Source organism: Streptomyces natalensis ATCC 27448 (assembly GCF_000935125.1).
GTDB classification, from domain to species: domain Bacteria; phylum Actinomycetota; class Actinomycetes; order Streptomycetales; family Streptomycetaceae; genus Streptomyces; species Streptomyces natalensis.
Map to the genome: position 1 here is coordinate 166,363 of NZ_JRKI01000061.1, position 16,919 is coordinate 183,281.

Sequence of the window (16,919 nt, forward strand, 5' to 3'; positions counted from 1 at the left end):
ATGGGGTGTACGGGTCGACGGGCACGGCCGTGGCGGTCTGTCCCGGACACGCCTCGGGCCCGGAAGCCACCGCGGCTTCCGGGCCCGAGGCACGCGTACGGGATCAGCCGGCCAGCTTGGCCAGTGCCGCGTCGATGCGGGCGATGGTGCGGTCCTTGCCGAGGATTTCCAGGGACTCGAAGAGGGGGAGGCCGACGGTGCGGCCGGTGACGGCTACGCGGACGGGGGCCTGGGCCTTGCCGAGCTTGAGGCCGTGTTCCTCACCGGCGGCCAGGACGGCGGCCTTGAGGGGCTCGGGGCCGCCGGTCCAGTCGGCGGCGAGGAGGTTGGCGCGGGCGGTGGTCAGGAGGGCGGCCGGGTCGCCCTTCATGGCCTTGGTCCAGGAGGGCTCGTCCTCGACGGGCTCCTGGAGGAACAGGAAGTCGACGTTGGCGGTGATGTCGGAGAGGACGGTGAGACGGGTCTGGGCGTGCGGGGCGATCGCCTCCCAGGCGGCCTGGTCGAAGTCCCCGGGCTCCCAGTTGGCGAACGGGGCCGCCAGCCAGGGCTCGCACGCGGTGATGAAGTCCTTGACGTCCAGCCGCCGGATGTGCTCGGCGTTGATCGCCTCGGCCTTCTTCAGGTCGAAGCGGGCCGGGTTGGCGTTGACGTCGGCGATGTCGAACTTCTCGATCAGCTCGGGGATGGTGAAGATGTCCTCGTCCGGGGAGAAGGACCAGCCGAGCAGGGAGAGGTAGTTGAGCAGGCCCTCGGGGAGGAAGCCGCGCTCGCGGTAGAGGTTGAGGCTGGCCTGCGGGTCGCGCTTGGAGAGCTTCTTGTTGCCCTCGCCCATGACGTAGGGCAGGTGGCCGAAGGCCGGGATCGCAGAGGCGATGCCGAGGTCGATCAGGGCCTTGTAGAGCGCGATCTGGCGGGGGGTGGAGGAGAGCAGGTCCTCGCCGCGCAGGACGTGGGTGATCCCCATCAGGGCGTCGTCGACGGGGTTGACCAGGGTGTACAGCGGGGCGCCGTTGGCGCGGACGATGCCGTAGTCCGGGACGTTGTCGGGGGTGAAGGTCAGCTCGCCGCGGACGAGGTCGGTGAAGGTGATCGGCTCATCCGGCATGCGGAAGCGGACGATCGAGGCGCGGCCCTCGGCCTCGTAGGCGGCCTTCTGCTCGCCGGTCAGCTCGCGGCAGGTGCCGTCGTAGCCGGAGGGCCGGCCGGCCTTGCGGGCGGCCTCGCGGCGCTCGTCGAGCTCTTCGGTGGTGCAGTAGCAGGGGTACGCGTACCCGCCGGCCAGCAGCTTGGCGGCGATGTCCTGGTAGCGGTCCATCCGCTGGGACTGGCGGTAGGGGGCGTGCGGACCGCCGACCTCGGGGCCCTCGTCCCAGTCGAAGCCGAGCCAGTGGAAGGAGTCCAGCAGCTGCTGGTAGGACTCCTCGGAGTCACGGGCCGCGTCGGTGTCCTCGATCCGGAAGACCAGGCTGCCGCCGGTGTGCCGGGCGTAGGCCCAGTTGAACAGGGCGGTGCGGACCAGGCCCACATGGGGGTTGCCGGTCGGGGAGGGACAGAAACGGACGCGGACGGGGGTCGCGTTAGCCACGCTTGATCACCTTGTTGGTGAGAGTGCCGATGCCTGAGATGGTGACGGCGACCTCGTCGCCGACGTTGAGGGGGCCGACCCCGGCCGGGGTGCCCGTGAGGACGACGTCGCCGGGCAGCAGCGTCATGGCCTCGGTGATGTGCACGATCAGGTCCTCGATGGGCCGGACCATCTGGCTGGTGCGGCCGAGCTGGCGCTGCTCGCCGTTGACGGTGCACTGGATGGTCAGATCGCCGGGGTCGAGTTCGGTCTCGATCCAGGGGCCGAGGGGGCAGGAGCCGTCGAAGCCCTTGGCCCGGGCCCACTGCTTCTCGCGCTGCTGGACGTCCCGCGCGGTGATGTCGTTGGCGCAGGTGTAGCCGAGGATGACGTCCTTGACCCGTTCGCGGGGCACCTCGCGGCACATCCGGCCGATGACGACGGCGAGCTCCGCCTCGTGGTGCACCTCCTGGGAGAAGGAGGGGTAGGCGATGGGGTCGCCGGGGCCGATCACGGAGGTGGACGGCTTGAAGAACGTCACCGGGGCCTCGGGGACCTCGTTGCCCAGCTCGGCGGCGTGTTCGGCGTAGTTGCGGCCGATCGCGACGACCTTGTTGGGCAGGGTCGGCGGCAGGAGCCGGATCTTGTCCAGGGGAACCTTCTGGCCCGAGCGCTCGAAAGCGGCGAAGGGGTGTCCCTTGATGACGTCGAGTTCGTCGCCCTCGACCACGCCGAAGCCGACGGTGCCGTCGATGGAGAATCTGGCGATGCGCACGGGTTGCCGCTGCCCCTCAATTGATCACTGGCCGGAGTTGACACTCCAGGCTATCGCGGGGCGGCGGCGGGCCCGCGAGCGTATTAGACGGGTACGTCCTCGGTGTCCTGCGGAGCGTGCGCCGCCGGGGCGTCCATGAGGATCGTGCGGCGGGGGTTGGCCGTCTGCGTGGGCAGGTCGACGGTGTGCTCCGGGGCGTCGGCGGGGGCAAGTTCCTCGGCGTCCTCGAGGTGCGCCAGGGTGGTGCGCCGCGGGTTGGCTATGTTGCGGAACATCATCGTCGACTGTGCTGCCTTCACTGCTTCACGCCTCGCGTCGGTGATCGTCGGTGTTGTGATCATTGTGTGGAGGACAAGGAAAAGGGGTTGCCCCCGCCCGCCTTGCCGTTGCTGCCTTGAAGGTGCCCCGGACGCGCTTGTCGCCTGGGGCACCCGTGTAAAGCGTCAGGCTATGCGCGCCATTCCCTGCGAAGTGGTGGAGAAGTCAACGATCTTCCTGTGAGTTTGCTCACGAGGTGTGGGACAAATGCCGCAATTCTCATGATCACTATCTCGGGGCGAATCGGACATTGGCGGATTGAAGCGCATGTTCCGCTCCCGATCACCGCACCTGGGACAGGGTGCCGGGCCGGGTGATTCGCTGGCAAAAGTCCGTTATTGCGGACGGAATTCTCCACGTGCCGTCACGCGTGCCGTACGGTGTGTCACCCATTCCGCAGCCACCGGCTCCGCTCTTGTTGGAGATCCGGCACTGTGCTGGAATTCCACGGACCGCCGCACGTTTCAGCCGGCGCGCTAGGGCGCAACGTAGCGCCGCGCGGTGGTGCCGCTCTCTCGGCCAGAGGGGGCAGCCCGCCGGTCACTCACGACCGCCATGGGGGACTTGCGGGCCCCTACGACTCGACACCGTCCCACCGTTGACGCGGAGGGACGCCTGGTCCAGAGGTTGCGACGCTAGTGCAGGGACGTTTCAAGAGGGATGGCATGGGGTCTCCCCAGACCCGTCAGGGGCAAGGGGAAGCTGCGGCGGAGCCGGAGCTGCGCGACGGGACCGACCGCGCCTCGTCGCCCCAGCCTGCCCAGAGCAACGGTGCGTTGTCCGACCGCAGCGGCCGGACGGCCGGTGACGGCGACGGCGGCAAGCAGGCTGCGTCGAAGAAGAAGGGCCCGACGGGTCCCGGCAGCCGAATATCGCTGCGCAACTGGCGCATCAGTACCCGTCTGGTCTCCCTGCTGGCGCTTCCGGTGGTCGCCGCGACCACGCTGGGCGCGATGCGCATCGACACGTCGATGGAGAACATCGACCAGCTCGACAAGATGCAGCTGCTCACGGAGATGACGCGGCAGGCCACCGAGCTCGCCGACGCCCTCCAGGTGGAGCGCGACAAGTCGGCCGGTCCGCTGGCCGGCAGCGGCAACGTCAAGGACGACGCCAACGTCGTCGCGCCGCGCGAGGCCACCGACCGCGCCAAGCTGTCCTTCAGCCAGGCCACCGGTGACATCAAGGCCGACGACGCCACGATGACCGGTGTGCGGGCGACCGTTCTGGAGATCGGGCGCCAGCTGACCGACCTCAACGAGATCCGCGCCAACGCGTACAAGGACGACAACAACGCGGCGCGTACGGTCTCGCGGTACAACCAGCTGATCGATTCCCTGCTGTCGCTCTCCCAGGACATGGCGCAGGCGACCAGCAACCCGGAGATGATCCGTTCCACCCGTGCCCTGGCGGCCTTCTCGTCCGCCAAGGAATTCGCCTCGATGCAGCGCGCCCTGATCAGTGCGGGCCTCGCGCACCCGGGCGGCGCCCAGCTCTCGGCCAACGACCGGCTGGCCGGCCACACCGCCGAGCTGGACGAGAGCGCGGCACGCGACCGCTTCACGCAGATCTACCCCAACAACGCCGAGGCCCTCACCCGCGGTCTGGACGGCAACAACGACCAGATCAAGGCCGCGGGCAACTTCGCGCACCGCGCCTTCGCCAGCGGCGACGGCATCCGCAGCCAGGAGTTCAAGTACCTCGACTGGTACGACACCGACTCGGTCAAGATCGCCGAAATGTCGCGGATCGAGACCACGCTGCTGTCGGAGATGGACCAGAAGGCCCGCGAGCTGCGGGACGAGGCCACCCAGGAAGCGATCCTCAGCGGTGCGCTGATCCTGCTGGTCCTCGGTGTCTCGCTGATCGGCGCGTTCGTCGTGGCCCGGTCCATGGTCCGCTCGCTGCACCGCCTCCAGGACACCGCGCAGCGGGTCGCCCAGGACCGGCTGCCCGAGCTGGTCAAGCAGCTGTCCGAGGCCGACCCGCAGGACGTGGACACCTCCGTCGAGTCGGTCGGTGTGCACAGCCGGGACGAGATCGGCCAGGTGGCCGCGGCGTTCGACGACGTCCACCGCGAGGCGGTCCGCCTCGCCTCCGAGCAGGCGCTGCTGCGGGGCAACGTCAACGCGATGTTCACCAACCTCTCGCGCCGCTCGCAGGGTCTGATTCAGCGTCAGCTCTCGCTGATCTCCGAACTGGAGTCCCGCGAGGCCGACCCCGACCAGCTCTCCTCGCTCTTCAAGCTCGACCACCTCGCCACCCGTATGCGCCGTAACGGCGAAAACCTCCTGGTCCTCGCCGGTGAGGAGCCGGGGCGCCGGTGGACGCGGCCGGTGCCGCTGGTCGACGTCCTGCGCGCCGCCGCGTCCGAGGTGGAGCAGTACGAGCGGATCGAGCTCAACGCCGTCCCGCAGACCGAGGTCGCCGGCCGGGTCGTCAACGACCTCGTCCACCTGCTCGCCGAGCTGCTGGAGAACGCCACCTCGTTCTCCTCGCCGCAGACCAAGGTGAAGGTCACCGGCCATGCGCTGCCCGACGGCCGGGTGCTGGTCGAGATCCACGACACCGGTATCGGCCTGTCGCCCGAGGACCTCTCGGCGATCAACGAGCGGCTGGCCAGCCCGCCGACCGTGGACGTCTCGGTGTCCCGGCGGATGGGTCTGTTCGTGGTCGGCCGCCTGTCGCTGCGCCACGGCATCCGTATCCAGCTGCGGCCCTCCGACTCCGGCGGCACCACGGCCCTGGTCATGCTCCCCGTCGATGTGGCGCAGGGCGGCAAGAAGCCGGCGCCGAGCAACGCCAAGAGCGGCGGCGGCGAGGGCGGCGGCGCGCCCGCCAGCAGGCTCGCCGGGCTCCAGCCGCGCGGCCAGGTCGGTGCGGGCCCCGCTGCCGGGCGCCCCGCGCTGCCCGGTCGCGGCGGGGCCGGCGGCGGCGGTGCGGCGGGCGCCTTCGGCGGCGCGGCCGCGGCCCGCCGTACGGGTCCCGGTGCGCCCGCGCCGGGCGAGACCGGCCGTCCCGGTGGCGCGCGGCCCTCGCTGCCCACCCGTGGCGCGGACGAGAGCCAGATGCCGACCGTGGCGCCGCCGACCGGTGCGCCGCGGCGCGAGGAGCGGCCGCAGCTGCCGCCGCGCGGCCCGGCGGCCGAACTGCCCGGTGGCTCCGGCGGTCAGGGCGGTCAGGGCGGCCCGCAGAGCGGCGGTACGAGCTGGGGCGCGCGCCGTGAGCGCGGCGCCGACGACGACTGGCCGCTGGCTCCCCGCGAGGCCCAGGACCGGCCGCGCGGCCACGAGGAGCCGGAGACCACCGGCAGCTTCGAGCGGCCCGCGCCCACCGCCGGACCCGGTGACACCGCGGCCTTCCCCCGCCCGGACTTCAACGGTCCGCCGCCCGGCGCGGACGGCGGTCAAAGCGGCCGCGGCCCGGCCGACACCACGGCGTTCACCCGGCCCGAACCGCGCGACACCGGCGGCTTCGCGCTGCCGGGCGGCGAGCGGGAGCCGGCGGGTGCCGGTGCGGCCGGCGGTCCCGGCGAGCGCGGTACGGACCCGTTCGAGGCGGCGCAGTACGAGACCACGGGCCAGTACGAGACGACGGGCCAGTACGAGACCGGGCAGTTCGAGACGACCGGCCAGTACGAGACCGGGCAGTTCGAGACGACCGGCCAGTTCCCGCGGCCCGACGGCCGTGCCGAGACCGGTGCGGGCCGTCGCGAGCCGGCCCGTACGGATGCCGACGCGGATCCGTACCGGACCGGCCGGCACCCGGTGCAGCAGCCGCAGGACCGCGATGCGCTCGGCGAGGGCGACGCGGGTCCCGGTGACGGCCGTACGCCGATCTTCGACACGATCGAGTCGAACTGGTTCAGCCACCCGGCGTCCGCCGCGGCCGGAGTGCCGCCGCGGTCCGGCGGTGCGGCCGAACCGCAGAACGCGCCGGCGCCGCGCCGTGAGGCCGCGCCGGAGGAGACCGGTCAGTGGCGCAGCACGCCCAACGACGACACCTGGCGCCAGGCGGAGCAGATCCGCCAGCCGGCCGCCGGCGGGCTGACCACCTCCGGACTGCCGCGCCGGGTCCCGCGCGCCAATCTCGTCGCGGGCACCGCCCAGCAGCAGTCCGCCCCGCAGACCGGTCCGCAGGTTTCGCGTGCGCCCAGTGACGTGCGCGGGCGGCTGACCAATCTCCGCCGGGGTATCCAGCAGGGCCGGCAGGCCGGAGGGACCTCCTCCACCGGCAACCACGGCATTGTTGACCCCACTCACCAGCAGGAGCGTTAGTTGAGTCCGATGAGCCAGGCGGCGCAGAACCTGAACTGGTTGATCACCAACTTCGTGGACAACACCCCCGGGGTGTCCCACACGGTGGTGGTCTCCGCGGACGGGCTGCTCCTCGCCATGTCCGAGGGCTTCCCTCGCGACCGTGCCGACCAGCTGGCGGCGGTGGCCTCCGGCCTGACCTCGCTGACCTCCGGGGCGTCCCGGATCTTCGAGGGCGGCACGGTCAACCAGACCGTGGTGGAGATGGAGCGCGGCTTCCTCTTCATCATGTCCGTCTCGGACGGCTCGTGCCTGGCCGTACTGGCGCACCCCGAGTGCGACATCGGCTTGGTCGGCTACGAGATGGCCCTGCTGGTCGACCGCGCCGGAACGGTGCTCACCCCCGATCTGCGTGCCGAGTTGCAAGGCAGCCTGCTGAACTAGTACTCGCCGCACCCGGGCGTCCGCAGCGTCCGGGAGTGCGCGACCCATCCGCCAGTGCCGCACCCCCCACCGGCCAGACCCGACGACATGTCAGTTGTTGTCCGCCTCGGAGGACCCATGACCCCGCCACCCGCCTCTTCCGGCCCGTACGGCGCTTACAGCCAAGCACCGTACGGGAGCGAAGGTGACCAGCCGCTGGTGCGCCCTTACGCGATGACCGGAGGCCGGACCCGGCCGCGTTACCAGCTCGCCATAGAGGCGCTGGTGAGCACCACCGCCGACCCCGCCCAGCTGCCCGGTCTGCTGCCCGAGCACCAGCGCATCTGCACGCTGTGCCGCGAGGTGAAGTCGGTGGCGGAGGTTTCGGCGCTGCTGCACATCCCGCTGGGTGTGGCGCGGATCCTGGTGGCGGACCTGGCGGAAGCGGGGATGGTGGCGATCCATCAGCCCGGCGGCAGTGGTGAAGCGGGTGGCACGCCGGACGTGACCCTGCTGGAGAGGGTGCTCAGTGGACTTCGCAAGCTCTGAGCAGGGCTTCGCGCAGAGCGGCGCCCGCGCCACGACCTCGGCGAAGATCGTGGTGGCGGGCGGCTTCGGCGTGGGCAAGACCACGTTCGTCGGGGCCGTCTCGGAGATCAATCCGCTGCGTACGGAGGCCGTGATGACCTCCGCGTCGGCGGGCATCGACGATCTGTCCCACGTCCAGGACAAGACCACGACGACCGTGGCGATGGACTTCGGCCGGATCACGCTGGACCAGGACCTGATCCTGTACCTGTTCGGTACGCCCGGTCAGGACCGTTTCTGGTTCATGTGGGACGACCTGGTACGCGGCGCGATCGGCGCCGTCGTCCTGGTGGACACCCGCCGCCTGGCCGACTGCTTCCCCGCGGTCGACTACTTCGAGAACTCCGGCCTGCCGTTCGTCGTCGCCCTCAACGGCTTCGAGGGGCACCAGCCCTATACGCCGGACGAGGTGCGCGAGGCGTTGCAGATCGGTCCCAGGACGCCGATCGTCACCACCGACGCCCGGCACCGCAGCGAGGCCAAGAGCGCGCTCATCACGCTGGTCGAGCACGCTCTGATGGCCCGGCTCCAGTAGCCGGGCGGCATGGGTGTCCCGGGCGGCCTCCGCTTTCGGCGGGACGGCCCGGTTCCCGGCGTGCGCGAATGGATCTGTGTCCTTCGACACGCCGGCGATTGTGCTTCATAACGTTTCGACAGTGAATCGCGGGGCGTTCGACACCCCTCGCATTTGTGCGGCTTCGCTATGCGCACAACTGCCCCGCCATTTGGCGGGGCTCGCCCTTAACGCCCCTTTTATCTCCGGCTTTCACGGGCCCTCTCGCTCTTTGCGCAGTGTTTGGAAGGCACCGGCCTGACGTGCTGAAATTCGCTGAACTACGGAGTAGTAAGGCCCAGAAGAAACGGCACAGCAAGCACGTGCCGGCGCCGAGAGGTTGTTGGTCGAGTGAGGCGAAGCAAGGCGAGCCCCGAGCCGCCGGAACCGCGGCGGGGCAACTTCACCCCGCCGCCGCGCGGTGGCGTACCGGCTTCCGATGCGTCCGAGAACACGGTCGCGAAGCCTCCGGTCAGTGGCGGTAAGTACTCCCCGCGCAACTGGCGGGTGGCCACCCGGCTGAACGCCATTCTGCTGATCCCCGTGCTGCTCGCCCTGGTCTTCGGCGGGCTGCGGGTCAACAGTTCGTTCGCCACCTGGCAGGAAGCCCAGGACGCGGAGAACACCGCGAAACTCGTTCGCGCCGCGCTTTCCTACAGCAACGCCCTGCTCGACGAGCGGGACCGCACCGCCGCCCCGCTGCTCAAGGGCCAGAAGGACGACCCGGTCGTCGAGGAGGCGCGCACCGCCACCGACGATGCCGCCGACGCCTTCCACCAGGCCGCCAAGGCCATGCCGGACAAGCCCGGTCTCCAGCGCCGCCTCGCCTCGTTCGAGAAGGTCGAGCCCAAGCTGGACGGGCTGCGCAAGGTCGCCTACACCTCCCGGCTGCACGGTGTGAAGACCGAGGAGAACTACGTCGGCATCCAGCACCCGCTGATGGAGTTCGCCAACGAACTCGGCCTGGGCACCGGCAACATCACCTCCTACGGGCGCACCGTCTACGCCGTCGCACTGGCGAAGGCCGCCGCATCCCTCGAGCGCTCCATCGGCACCCACCTGCTGATCGACCCGGCCGGCCCGCAGGGCGGCCGGGAGCACAAGCTCCAGCTGACCTCGTTCGCCTCGTACCGCTACCTGGAGGGCATCGCCATCCAGGAGTACACCTCCGGCGGCACGCCCGAGGACGTCGAGCGGCTCACCAAGGACGCCGCAGCGCTCAAGGCCACGGCGCAGCAGCAGCTGGCGCAGGCCAAGGCGCAGGCGAAGGCGGTCGGCCGGCCGTTCCGTACGCCGCCGCCCATCGACTCCATGTCCGACTTCATCGCCTCCGGTGCGGCGCCCGAGGCGCTCGCCGCCAAGGGCATCACGTCCGACAGCTGGTTCGCGGCCGCGACCGGCAAGTTCACCATGTACCGGTCCATCGAGAAGGACCTGGCGGACAAGGCGGTGAACGAGGCCGCGTCGATCGCCGACGACGCCCGGCGGTCCACCTTCGTCGACTCCGGCATCGTGCTGGCCGCCCTGATCATCGCGTTCGTCGTGGCCGGGCTGATGGCCCGCCGGATGAGCCGCAACATGCGCCAGCTGCGCACCGCCGCCTTCAGCGTCGCCGAGCAGCGGCTGCCGATGCTGGTCGACCAGCTCTCGCGGACGGACCCGGGCCGGGTCGACACCCGTGTCCAGCCGATCCCGATCTCCACCACGGACGAGATCGGCGAGGTCGCCCGCGCCTTCGACCAGGTGCACCGCGAGGCCGTGCGGCTGGCCGCCGAGCAGGCGCTGCTGCGGGGCAACGTCAACGCGATCTTCACCAACCTCTCCCAGCGCAACCAGGGCCTGATCGAGCGCCAGCTGACGCTGATCACGGACCTGGAGAACAACGAGGCGGACCCGGACCAGCTGGAGAGCCTCTTCCGGCTCGACCACCTCGCCACGCGTATGCGCCGTAACGGCGAGAACCTCCTGATCCTCGCCGGTGAGGACCCCGGGGCCCGGTGGAACCAGCCGGTGCCGCTGGTGGACGTGCTGCGGGCGGCGACCTCCGAGGTCGAGTCGTACGAGCGAATAGAGCTGACCGGCGTCCCCGAGAGCGAGATCCACGGCACCGCGGTCACCGACCTGGTGCATCTGCTCTCCGAGCTGCTGGAGAACGCCACCACGTTCTCCTCGCCGCAGACCAAGGTGCGGGTGGCCGCGACCCGGCTGCCCGACGGCCGGGTCATGATCGAGATTCACGACAAGGGCATCGGGCTGACCCCCGAGGACTTCGCGGACATCAACCACAAGCTGGCCAACCCGCCGAGCGTGGATGCGGCGGTCTCCCAGCGGATGGGCCTGTTCGTGGTCGGCCGGCTGGCCGACCGGCACGGCATCCGCGTCCAGCTGCGCCCCTCGGGCGAGCAGGCCGGCACCACCTCGCTGGTCATGCTGCCGGAGGCGATCACCCACGGCGGTGGCGGCGAGGAGTACGAGGAGTACGAGGACGACTTCACGGTCTCCCGGATCGTTCCCGAGCAGCCGCAGCAGCACCCCGTCTACGAGGACCGTCAGCGCACCGCCGCCGAGCTGGGCTTCGACGACGGCGGCTACGGGCACCCCGACGCCGCCCCGGAGCTGGACCCGGTGGGCCGTTCGCTTCTGCGCGAGGAGCGCAGGGCGGCGCTGGAGGCGCAGGCCGGCGGGCAGCAGGCCGCCGCGCCCTCGGGTGGCTTCCCGGACCCCGCGGATACCTTCTCGGGCCTCGGGGACGCCTTCTCGGACCGAGGCGAACAGGCGTCGCATTCCGGCCAGGCGGCATATGCGGAAGGCGACCGGCCGCTCTACGACGACCGTGCGCACGGCAGCTCGGCGTTCGGTGATCCGGGCGCCGCGCAGACCACTGGCCAGCACCCCTACGCCCCCGAGCAGACCTTCGCCCCGGCCGACCGGGCCGAACGCCCCGCGTTCGACGGTTACTTCGGGACCGAAGCGGAATCTGACCGGAATACAACTGCCGCTCCCGCTGATGCGTCCGAGCGCGTACCATTCGAGCGTCCGGGCCAGTCCCCGAGCGACTCCCCCACGCTGACCGACGCCGGCCTTCCGCGCCGCGGAGGCCTTGGTCAGCAGTCACCGCAGGCTCAGCAGCAGGCTGAGCAGCAGTGGCAGGAGGAGCCCGTGGAGCCGGTGGCGCCCCCGCAGCAGCAGGGCGCGACGGTCAACGGCCTGGGCAGCTCCGATTGGCGCAGCTCCAACGACGAGCGATGGCAGCGGGCGGAGCGACTGCGCCGGCCGGCGGCCGGTGGGGTCACGTCCTCCGGTCTTCCCCGGCGGGTGCCCAAGGCCAACCTGGTCGAAGGCGCCGCGGAGCAGACCCCGCAGGGCGGCCCCCAGGTCTCCCGCGCCCCGGAGGACGTTCGCGGCCGGCTGAGCAATCTGCGCCGTGGCATCCAGCAGGGACGCAACGCGGGCGCGGAACCCCAGAATGACCGACAGGGCTTCGGCCCCGGCAGCACCTACGATCAGGAGCGTTAGTGTGAGCCCGATGAGCCAGGCGGCGCAGAATCTGAACTGGTTGATCACCAACTTCGTGGACAACACCCCTGGGGTGTCCCACACGGTCGTGGTCTCCGCGGACGGACTCCTCCTCGCCATGTCCGAGGGATTCCCTCGTGACAGAGCCGACCAGCTGGCGGCGGTGGCCTCCGGGCTGACGTCGCTGACGGCCGGCGCCTCCCGCATCTTCGAGGGCGGGAGCGTGAACCAGACCGTGGTGGAGATGGAGCGCGGCTTCCTCTTCATCATGTCCGTCTCGGACGGATCGTCGCTGGCCGTGCTCGCGCACCCCGAGTGCGACATCGGCCTCGTCGGTTACGAGATGGCCCTGCTGGTCGACCGCGCGGGCAATGTTCTGACGCCCGATCTGCGTGCCGAACTGCAGGGCAGCCTTCTCAACTAACAGACAGGCAGTGCGTTTCCCGCCACCGCGCCATATGGTTCGGTGGCGCGACCGGCGTCAGATTGGCAAGTTGGAGGAGGAGACGTGGCAACGCCCCCCAGCGGATACCCGTACGGTTCCGGGCCCGAGCCCGGTCCTGGTGGCGAGACCCATAACAACCGCTTCAACTTTCCGTCTGCGCCGAGCCGCCGGCCGCAGCGGTCCGAACCGCCGCGGCCGCAGCAGCACCAGCAGCCGCAGCGGCCGTACGACTCCCAGCCGTACGAGCCGTCGCCGTACGAACAGCCGCAGGCGCCCCGCATCCAGCCGGTGCAGCCGCAGCGGCGGGCACCCGAGCCGTCCCCCACCGGGGGCACGCACAATCCGCTCGTGCGCCCGTACGCGATGACCGGAGGGCGGACCCGGCCGCGCTACCAGCTCGCCATCGAGGCGCTGGTCAGCACGACCGCCGACCCGTCGCGACTCCAGGGCCAGCTGCCGGAGCACCAGCGCATCTGCCACCTCTGCCGCGAGATCAAATCGGTGGCCGAGATCTCGGCCCTGCTCTCCATCCCCCTCGGCGTCGCCCGGATCCTCGTCGCCGACCTGGCGGAGGCCGGACTCGTCGCCATTCACCAGCCCGGCGGGGACGAGACCGCCGGCGGACAGCCAGATGTGACACTGCTCGAAAGGGTGCTCAGTGGACTTCGCAAGCTCTAGCGGTGCAGCCCGCTCCACCACCTCCGCGAAGATCGTGGTGGCGGGCGGCTTCGGCGTGGGCAAGACCACGTTCGTCGGGGCCGTCTCAGAGATCAATCCGCTGCGTACCGAAGCCGTGATGACCTCCGCCTCGGCGGGGATCGACGACCTCACGCACGCGCCGGACAAGACGACCACGACCGTGGCGATGGACTTCGGCCGGATCACGCTGGACCAGGACCTGATCCTGTACCTGTTCGGTACGCCCGGTCAGGACCGTTTCTGGTTCATGTGGGACGACCTGGTACGCGGCGCGATCGGCGCCGTCGTCCTGGTGGACACCCGCCGCCTGGCCGACTGCTTCCCCGCGGTCGACTACTTCGAGAACTCCGGCCTGCCGTTCGTCATCGCCCTCAACGGCTTCGACGGACACCAGCCCTACACGCCGGACGAGGTACGCGAGGCGTTGCAGATCGGCCCGGACGCTCCGATCATCAGCACCGACGCGCGGCACCGCAGCGAGGCCAAGAGCGCGCTCATCACGCTCGTTGAGCACGCGCTGATGGCGCGACTGCGGTAGCGGTCGGCGCCGGAGCCTGCGACAGCGCTCGGCGCTGGGCCTGCGAGCTCTCTGTGCGCCCCTGTGCGGCGCTGGGCCCCCGTACACCTCTGGACGAGGCGTACGGGGGCCTTCTGCGTCCGTCAGGGGCTACTTACGGGACGCGGGGCACTGTTTCCACGCGAAGTGGTACAGGGTGTTGATGCTGCCGTCGGTGGAGTCCATCGCCATGAAGCTGGTGGCGGCGGCCTTGCGGGAGCCCGCGTCCACCCGCAGTTCGGTGTTGATGTTGAAGTAGCGCTCTTCGCCGCACGGGGCGTAGACCAGCGCACCGACGTCGGTCTCGTCGGACGACTGCCAGTCGGTGTCGTAGGGGCCGCCGAAGACATGGCTCTTACGAACCGTCTGCTGCTGGCCCTGGAAGTAGTAGCCGGCCACTTCCGTTCCCTTGGCGCCCTCGGCCAGCGAGGCGTAGCCGCGGTAGTCGGCCCTGGCGATCGCGTAGGTGAAGCCCTGCGGAACATGGACATTCAGCGCGATCTGGCAGTTCTTGCGGGAGTCGGTGGGTTTGCTGTCGCCGCCGGCCTGCGCGAGGTATTCGCTGTAGGTGACGGTGAACGCCGTGTTGTCGGGGGCGATGGCCACCGCGGCGCTGCCGGGTCTGCACCCGGAACCGTTCACCGTGGCCACGTCTATGGTGATCTTGCCGGCCGGCGGTTCGTCGCCGGGCCGGGCCAACGGGGTGGGGGATGCCGATCCGGCGAGGAGCAGGGATGCCGCGGCGGCAGCAGCACCGAGGGTGCTGAGCATGGGCACTTCCTTCCGGTCGTCCTGGAACCCGCGGAGCGGGACCGAGGAGTGGAATGACGAGCGCATGCCAGCATGGGGATCTCCGCCTGAACAGCCGTCAGGCGCAGGCTCGGTACGAACCTACGCCACGTTTTGGCCGTCTCCCCACGTTGTCGGCCGTCCCGCCGTGGGGTGTTCTCACCGTTGCGCCTGCGGCGGGCGTGGGTTGGTACGGGTGCGGTGCCACGCCTCCGGACTTCGTCCTGCGGCGCGGCCCCTCCCGTGGGTGGGAGGGAAGAGGCCGGTGGGGGTGCACGTAGCCGTCTACGTGCACCCCCACTGTCTTTCTTCCACCCACAACGGGGAGGGGTCGGGCCGCAGGACGAAGTCCGGAGGCGTGGCACCGCACCCGTACCAACCCACGCCCGCCGCAGGCGCTACGGCGAGAAGACACCGCGGCGGGACGGCCGACAACGTGGGGAGAAACCCCTTAAGGTCGGCGCCAGCTGGTGGCGGCGTGGAAGCCCCCCTGCCGCTCCAGGCGGCGCCACGGCGCCGCCGTGTGGCGGGGGCGGCGGGGCTCAACGGTGGGGCGGTGGGCCGCACGGGCCAGGAGGACGGCGGTCAGGGCGGCGAGTTCTTCCTCGCTGGCCTGACCCTTCTCGACGCGGATGGGCTGGTCGACGGGGCTTGTCACGGCGGTCTTCTCGATTCTGTGACGTAACGGAAGGAGTGGCGTGAACGGGTGGAGCGGCGACTACTGGGGCGGGTTGCCGTGCTTGCGGGCCGGCAGGTCCGCGTGCTTGGTGCGCAGCATCTCCAGGGAGCGGATCAGCACCTTGCGGGTGTCGGCCGGGTCGATGACGTCGTCGACCAGGCCGCGCTCGGCCGCGTAGTACGGGTGCATCAGCTCGGACTTGTATTCCTTGACCATGCGGGCGCGCATCGCGTCGGGGTCCTCGGCGTCGGCGATCTGCCGGCGGAAGATGACGCCCGCGGCGCCCTCGGCGCCCATCACCGCGATCTCGTTGGTGGGCCAGGCGTAGGTCAGGTCGGCGCCGATGGACTGCGAGTCCATGACGATGTAGGCGCCGCCGTAGGCCTTGCGCAGCACGATGGAGATCCGGGGGACGGTGGCGTTGCAGTACGCGTACAGCAGCTTGGCGCCGTGGCGGATGATGCCGCCGTGCTCCTGGTCGACGCCGGGCAGGAAGCCGGGGACGTCGAGGAGGGTGAGGATCGGGATGTTGAAGGCGTCGCACATCTGGACGAAGCGGGCCGCCTTCTCGGAGGCTTCGATGTCCAGCACGCCGGCCAGCGACTGCGGCTGGTTGGCGATGATGCCGACCACCCGGCCGTCGAGGCGGCTCAGCGCGCAGATGATGTTGGTCGCCCAGCGCTCGTGGACCTCGAGGTACTCGCCGTCGTCGACGATCTCCTCGATGACCTTGTGCATGTCGTAGGGGCGGTTGCCGTCGGCCGGGACGAGGTCGAGCAGGACGTCGCCGGAGCGGTCGGCCGGGTCCTCGCAGTCCACGGTCGGGGGGTTCTCCCGGTTGTTGGACGGCAGGAGGGAGAGGAGGTAGCGGACCTCCTCCAGGCAGGTGGCCTCGTCGTCGTACGCGAAGTGGCACACGCCGGAGGTCTCGGCGTGGACGTCGGCGCCGCCCAGGCCGTTCTGGGTGATCTCCTCACCGGTGACGGCGCGCACGACGTCGGGGCCGGTGATGAACATCTGCGAGGTCTCGCGGACCATGAAGACGAAGTCCGTGAGGGCCGGGCTGTAGGCCGCGCCGCCCGCGCAGGGGCCGAGCATGACGCTTATCTGCGGGATGACGCCGCTCGCCTTGGTGTTGCGCTGGAAGATGCCGCCGTAGCCGGCGAGCGCGGAGACGCCCTCCTGGATGCGGGCGCCGGCGCCGTCGTTGAGCGAGACCAGCGGGGCACCGGCCTGGATGGCCATGTCCATGATCTTGTGGATCTTGGTGGCGTGCGCCTCGCCGAGCGCGCCGCCGAAGATCCGGAAGTCGTGTGCGTAGACGAACACGGTGCGGCCGTGGACCGTGCCCCAGCCGGTCACCACACCGTCGGTGTACGGCTTCTTGGCCTCCAGGCCGAAGCCCGTCGCCCGGTGCCGCCGCAGCGGCTCGACCTCGTTGAACGAACCCTCGTCCAGCAGCAAGTCGATCCGCTCGCGGGCGGTCAGCTTGCCCTTTGCACGCTGGGCTTCGGTGGCACGCTCGCTGGGTCCTCGCCGAGCCTGCTCACGGATGGCGTGCAGTTCGGCGACGCGCCCGCGGGCGTCGTTGGCACCGGCGGGCGCATCTTCGACAGTGGTCATGTATCGACGGTACGTGTGCGGACCTCACGACACCGATGTTGGTTTCGTACAACGTCGGGTCCGATTTGGTGGGCAGGCAGCACAGAATCGCGCTGTATGCGTTGCGCGTCCGGGCGGCCGAACGGGTGACGCGGG

The 16,919-nt window shown here is 70.4% G+C and carries 14 protein-coding genes; 8 read left to right on the forward strand and 6 right to left on the reverse strand.

Annotated elements, in window-relative coordinates:
• Positions 1-103 precede the first annotated feature (103 nt).
• The 3 genes from gltX to SNA_RS31525 all read right to left on the reverse strand — a co-directional run bounded on the left by gltX (position 104) and on the right by SNA_RS31525 (position 2,614).
• Positions 104-1,585, reverse strand: a complete 1,482-nt coding sequence (gene gltX, locus SNA_RS31515; protein WP_044367886.1) for a glutamate--tRNA ligase — start codon at positions 1,583-1,585, stop codon at positions 104-106.
• A complete protein-coding gene (locus SNA_RS31520) occupies positions 1,578-2,339 on the reverse strand; it encodes a fumarylacetoacetate hydrolase family protein (RefSeq protein ID WP_030071787.1) in 762 nt (253 codons plus the stop codon). Before SNA_RS31520 ends, gltX begins: the two co-directional genes overlap by 8 nt.
• Before the next feature lie 83 nt (positions 2,340-2,422).
• A complete protein-coding gene (locus SNA_RS31525; RefSeq protein ID WP_078970407.1) occupies positions 2,423-2,614 on the reverse strand; it encodes a hypothetical protein in 192 nt (63 codons plus the stop codon).
• Between the two features lie 681 nt (positions 2,615-3,295).
• On the opposite strand from SNA_RS31525, the gene SNA_RS31530 reads away from it, so the two are divergent.
• The 8 genes from SNA_RS31530 to SNA_RS31565 all read left to right on the forward strand — a co-directional run bounded on the left by SNA_RS31530 (position 3,296) and on the right by SNA_RS31565 (position 13,675).
• Complete coding sequence (locus SNA_RS31530; RefSeq protein WP_044367887.1) at positions 3,296-6,934, forward strand: sensor histidine kinase; 3,639 nt, start codon at positions 3,296-3,298, stop codon at positions 6,932-6,934.
• A gap of 9 nt (positions 6,935-6,943) precedes the next feature.
• On the forward strand, positions 6,944-7,357 hold the full coding sequence (locus tag SNA_RS31535; protein ID WP_044367888.1) for a roadblock/LC7 domain-containing protein: 414 nt from the start codon (positions 6,944-6,946) through the stop codon (positions 7,355-7,357).
• 117 nt (positions 7,358-7,474) lie between these two features.
• The gene (locus SNA_RS31540; protein ID WP_030071799.1) at positions 7,475-7,885 is read left to right on the forward strand and encodes a DUF742 domain-containing protein; all 411 of its coding nucleotides are present in this window, start codon (positions 7,475-7,477) and stop codon (positions 7,883-7,885) included.
• Positions 7,866-8,459 (forward strand): GTP-binding protein, encoded by a 594-nt coding sequence (locus SNA_RS31545; protein WP_044367889.1) that lies wholly within the window; start codon positions 7,866-7,868, stop codon positions 8,457-8,459. Before SNA_RS31540 ends, SNA_RS31545 begins: the two co-directional genes overlap by 20 nt.
• A gap of 369 nt (positions 8,460-8,828) precedes the next feature.
• Positions 8,829-11,993, forward strand: a complete 3,165-nt coding sequence (locus SNA_RS31550) for a sensor histidine kinase (protein ID WP_044367891.1) — start codon at positions 8,829-8,831, stop codon at positions 11,991-11,993.
• A gap of 10 nt (positions 11,994-12,003) precedes the next feature.
• Complete coding sequence (locus SNA_RS31555) at positions 12,004-12,417, forward strand: roadblock/LC7 domain-containing protein (protein WP_044368295.1); 414 nt, start codon at positions 12,004-12,006, stop codon at positions 12,415-12,417.
• Between the two features lie 84 nt (positions 12,418-12,501).
• Positions 12,502-13,116, forward strand: coding sequence for a DUF742 domain-containing protein (locus SNA_RS31560; RefSeq protein WP_044367893.1), 615 nt, complete (start codon positions 12,502-12,504; stop codon positions 13,114-13,116).
• A complete protein-coding gene (locus SNA_RS31565) occupies positions 13,097-13,675 on the forward strand; it encodes a GTP-binding protein (protein ID WP_078970339.1) in 579 nt (192 codons plus the stop codon). Before SNA_RS31560 ends, SNA_RS31565 begins: the two co-directional genes overlap by 20 nt.
• A gap of 129 nt (positions 13,676-13,804) precedes the next feature.
• Here SNA_RS31565 and SNA_RS31570 read toward each other — a convergent pair whose 3' ends face one another.
• The 3 genes from SNA_RS31570 to SNA_RS31580 form a co-directional block, all read right to left on the reverse strand.
• Positions 13,805-14,464 (reverse strand): DUF4360 domain-containing protein, encoded by a 660-nt coding sequence (locus SNA_RS31570; protein ID WP_030062804.1) that lies wholly within the window; start codon positions 14,462-14,464, stop codon positions 13,805-13,807.
• Between the two features lie 469 nt (positions 14,465-14,933).
• Positions 14,934-15,140: an acyl-CoA carboxylase epsilon subunit gene (locus SNA_RS40730; protein WP_078970340.1), complete on the reverse strand. Its 207-nt coding sequence runs from the start codon at positions 15,138-15,140 to the stop codon at positions 14,934-14,936.
• A gap of 60 nt (positions 15,141-15,200) precedes the next feature.
• Complete coding sequence (locus tag SNA_RS31580; RefSeq protein WP_030064044.1) at positions 15,201-16,784, reverse strand: acyl-CoA carboxylase subunit beta; 1,584 nt, start codon at positions 16,782-16,784, stop codon at positions 15,201-15,203.
• Positions 16,785-16,919 lie beyond the last annotated feature (135 nt).